The sequence below is a fragment of the Endozoicomonas sp. SESOKO4 genome, assembly GCF_024606275.1.
Genome location: NZ_JAHHPS010000059.1, coordinates 1 through 4,748, shown reverse-complemented (window position 1 = coordinate 4,748; position 4,748 = coordinate 1). Strand labels below are relative to the sequence as shown.

Sequence of the window (4,748 nt, the reverse complement as noted above, 5' to 3'; positions counted from 1 at the left end):
TAAAAGCCTTCATGTCGATGCTTTGCCTCAGGGTAGATTGGCAGCCGGGCAATGATAGGGCGTTACAAGACAACCCGATTGACCGGGAACTGATCACTCACATCGCCTCCATAAATCATGGCAAAGGCTTCCCGACGAAGAAGGAGGTAGAAGCCTTTATCTCTATGCTCTGCCTGAGAGAGGGCTGGCAGCCGGGCCTTGATGAAGCCGTTCAAAACAACCCGGTCAACCGGGAACTGCTCATGCGCATTGCTTCCATGCGTCATGACAAAGGCTTCCCGACGAAGGAGCAGGTGGAAGCCTTTATCTCTATGTCCTGTCTGAAAGAGGGCTGGCAGCCGGGCCGGGACGAGGCCGTTAAAGACAAGCCCATCGACTGGGAACTGCTCAGGAACATTGCCTCCATGAACAATGGCAAAGGCTTCCCGACCAGGGAGCAGGTGGAAGCCTTTGTCTCTATGGCCTGCCTGAAAGAGGGTTGGCAGCCGGGCCGGGACGAGGCTGTTAAAGACAAGCCTATCGACAGGGAGCTGTTAGTGCACATTGCTTCCATGAATAATGGCAGAGGCTTCCCGACGAAGAGACAGGTGGAAGTCTTTATGTCTATGTCCTGTCTGAAAGAGGGCTGGAGGAAGGGTTTCGATGAAGCCGTTCAGAACAACCCCATCAACCGGGAGCTGCTCATTTATATTGCCAGCATATGTAATAGTAGAGGCTTCCCGGTGGAGGCGAAGGTAATCGCTTTTGTTCAGTGGTTGCCTGTGAAGAACAAGAAACATTGCCTGAAGATGGCCAGCAGGGTGTTTGCAGCTTCCGGATTGCCTGAACAAAAGGAGTTGGCTGCCAATGAGAGAAGCATCCGTCAATATCTTCCTGATCTTCCAGGGCTATCCACAGAGAGTGACGACGACATCAGTGATGGAGAGGATGAGCTGGAAGAAGACGATGCAATGAATACATTGCCGTTGTTCAGTTCAATCCCCCAAAAGTGGCGTATGACGATTGGGGAGACCCTAAAAGCCCTGGCGTTGTTCTGCTCTGCTCCTCCAAAGTGGCGCATGACCATTGCGGAACTTGAACAATACCTGACCGCTTTCACAGATGACCGCAGTGAAAGAACGCAGGTGCTTTATGCCCTGGCATCGCTGATACCCATGCTCTTCCATCATGGTGGCGCGGGCGCACGCTTATGGCTGGCAAGACATCATGAAAACCAGCAAGACCAGAACGTACTGGCCAGGGCGCTCTCAATTTACGCTCCTCTGGATAACGTTAAGTTTGCCCTGACGCAGCTGCCTGAATCCGAGTGTCTGGATTACATTACACTGTGCAGAAAGCTGAATCCTGCCCCGAACAAACTGCAATGGGTGGCATTGGAGCCACTGAGGCAAAAACTGAATCAGCGATGTTCTCTGACACTGAGTAAAGCCAGGGTGTTGGAGATTCTCTGGTCGCAGCCAGAGGCTAAACGCTCAGGGTACGTAGAAAAGCTCGACAGCTTCTTCGAAACGGTGCCTTCTGTCCGCCAACTGTACTTGATACACCAGACATTCAAGCCGCAAAAAATGCAGGATTTCCTGGAAGCCTGTATTGCCCGGCAGAGCACTCACACCCTCAATGTAAAACAACAGGAGCTGCTACTGGAAGGGCTGCTGCTGGCACACTATTACCTGACTGACCACGAACAGATACCGGATCTATGCTTTTCATCGCAGGAGGCCAGTGCCGATGGCAAAGGAGTCATTATCAACGGTGATGCGCTCATGCCGGGACAAAAGCGGCTGTGGTACTTTATCGTTGCCCTGCTGATTGAGCTTGAACAGGCGCCAGAATATAAGTTTGAAAAGAACCGGCTGACGGTGCTTTCTAACGACAGAAGCATTGTATTGCCAAAACCGGAATTCAGTCTCGTGGGTAACGGTTTTATGATCAAAAACTGGTCGTTGGAACAGCTAAGAACATTTTTCGAGGCCAAAGACTTCACCGAACAGTGGTACAAGCCTCCACAGGATGAGCGGGAACTCTATGTCATCCAGCGAGATGAGAGACTGCCACGCAATAGCGCAAGCGTCCGTGAGACCCTTAATGAAAAAGCGAAGCCGCTGGCACCCAGTGCCATTCTCAGCATTATCAAGTCAGGCTTGCCATTAAAACCCGCAGTCTGGGCGTCACTGGAGCACTACGCCAATCTTGGTCAGCTCACCACCCGATTGTGCAGGGCGTTGGCTCCGGTTATTCAACGGCAGGTGGAAGAGGCTCCGGAGAGCTTAAAAAACGCCGTCACCGCAAGACTGACAGAAGGTACAGATGAGGCTGCTGTCAGCCAGAGTTATTTTGCAACGGCGATGGACGCGGTGATAGACGCATTGAATCGTTTTCAGGTGCTGGAGGAAACAGAACTTGAAATGCTGGAACTTTTTCGCCACCAGATGAGTCCAAACCAGCTACTCACTGTGATCAAAAAAATGAGCGATAGGGTTGATTTGGTGACACAGCTCGACTGGTACAAAGCCTATGAGGGTAAAAAGCAAGATTTGCTTGGGCTGAATGAATGGCTATTTGAGGATGACCCACTGGACGAATAGGGAGAGTTTACGTGCCATTACCCCCAATAGATGGATCTACGCCGCCACCTTTGGACGATGGGGCTTCGGTGAGTAATGGTTCTCAAAAAGAGGGCTCTCAAAAAAAAGGCGCTCAAAAACCAAAAAGAAAGCACACCCGGACAGGGCGTCAGGCTGAACCGGCAGCCAGTGCCTCCAATATATTGCAGCATCAACAGGCCTTTGAACCATCTCACATTCCCCCCATAAAGCTACGGCGTGTTGATGAGGGTCTCTGGCGTGTGGTCTCTTCCTTCGCAGTTCAGTCCACACAAGATCCATTGGAAACTGAATCGGTTATAACGGCTGACGAAGAGCCTCAGCCAATGGCTGTAATCGAACCGGAATCAGAAACTCCACCACCCGCCAGTGACAGTATGACCCCTGTCACCGGTGAAATAGAAGATGAAGATTTTGAAGACGCTTCAGAAATCCCTCCTGAAATTCTCTCGGTGTTTTCACCTAAACATCAGGCAGTGTTGAAGAACCACTACAACGATAGCAACCCGGATACAGCCCAGGCTGTGAGAAGCGTGGTCCAAAGTGCCAAAAAACTGCTGAAAACCCTCCGCAGGAGAAAGATCGGATTATCCTACAACAGAAGTAACCCTCCATTTCCCACCCTTTTTGCCAAATTGGAAACATTGAGTGTTATTAAGCAAGCTGAGCTTCTCTCAGCGTTTTTTGCCAAGGCGACGGTCTTCTTTTCGGCGGTCAATACGGATCAAATTAAAAACACCGGCTGTCTCTCAAGCATGTTGAGATGGCCGCGTCATATAGAGCGCTTTGCAAATAAAAATGATCATGAGATTCAAGCTGTTGCCGGACATCCATTCCTGAAACAGATTTCTTCTATGCGCAATAACAGAGGCTTCCCGACCATAGGCGAAGTGGATGACTTTATGAACATCGCTTGCCTGAAAAAAGGCTGGCAACCAGGCAACGATGAGGCCGTTCAGGACAACCCCATCGACCGGGAGCTGCTCGTGCACATTTCCTCCATGAATAATGGCAAAGGGTTCCCGACAGAGGAACAAGTGAAAGCCTTCATCACCATGCCCTGCCTGAGAGAAGGCTGGCAACCGGGCAATGATGAAGAGGTTCAAAACAACCCGATTAACCGGAGGCTGCTCAGGCATGTCGCTTCCATGAACAATAGCAGACGTTTTCCGTCAGAGCCTCAGGTGAAAGCCTTCATCACCATTCCTTGCCTGAAAATGGATTGGCAGCCGGGCCTCGACGAGGCGGTTAAAGACAAACCGATCGATTGGGAACTGGTTGCGCATATTGCCTCTATGAACAGTGGCAGAGGCTTCCCTGCGAAGGAGCAGTTAGAAGCCTTCATGAACATGCCTTGCCTGAAAGAGGGCTGGGAACCCGGCCATGACGAAGCCGTTCGTGGCAAACCGATCAACCGGGAACTGCTCATACGCATTTCCTCCATGAATAATGGCAAAGGATTTCCGACAAAAGAGCAAGTGGAGGCGTTTCTTAGCATGCTTTGCCTGAGAGAGGGCTGGCAGCCGGGTAATGACGAGGCCGTTAAAGACAGCCCGATCGACTGGGGGCTAGTGAAGAATATTGCTTCTATGAATAATGGCAAAGGTTTCCCGAAAGAAGCGAAAGTGAAAGCGTTCATCTCTATGATTTGCCTGAGAGAGGGCTGGCGGCCGGACCGCGACAGGGCGGTTAAAGACAATCCGGTCGACCGAAAGCTGCTCATGCATATTACCACCATGCATTGTGGCAGAGACTTCCCGACGCAAGAGCAAGTAAAAGCCTTCATCACCATACCTTGCCTGAAAGAGGGCTGGAAGCCGGGCCTTGATGAGGCTGTTAAAGACAACCCAATCGACTGGGAGCTGATTAAGAACATTGCCTCCATGCATAATGGCAGAGGTTTTCCGACAGGGCCGGAAGTGAAAGCGTTTGTGAGTATGCCTTGTCTTAAAGTGGGCTGGCAGTCGGGCAATGACGAGGCCGTTAAAGGCAATCCGATCGACCGAATGCTGCTAAGGCTCATTGCCTCCATGCATAATGGCAAAGGCTTCCCGACAGAGTCGGAATTAAAAACCTTCATGACCATGCCCTGCCTGAAAGTGGGTTGGCAGCCGGGCTGCGACGAGGCCGTTAAAGACAGCCCGA

At 51.2% G+C, this 4,748-nt stretch carries 2 protein-coding genes; both read left to right on the top strand.

Annotated elements, in window-relative coordinates; all coding sequences use genetic code 11:
* On the top strand, nt 1–2,585 hold a 2,585-nt coding region (locus KDK16_RS01080; RefSeq protein ID WP_257252577.1), incomplete at its 5' end, for a hypothetical protein.
* 11 nt (nt 2,586–2,596) lie between these two features.
* A partial coding sequence (locus KDK16_RS01075; protein WP_257252573.1) for a hypothetical protein occupies nt 2,597–4,748 on the top strand: 2,152 nt, incomplete at its 3' end.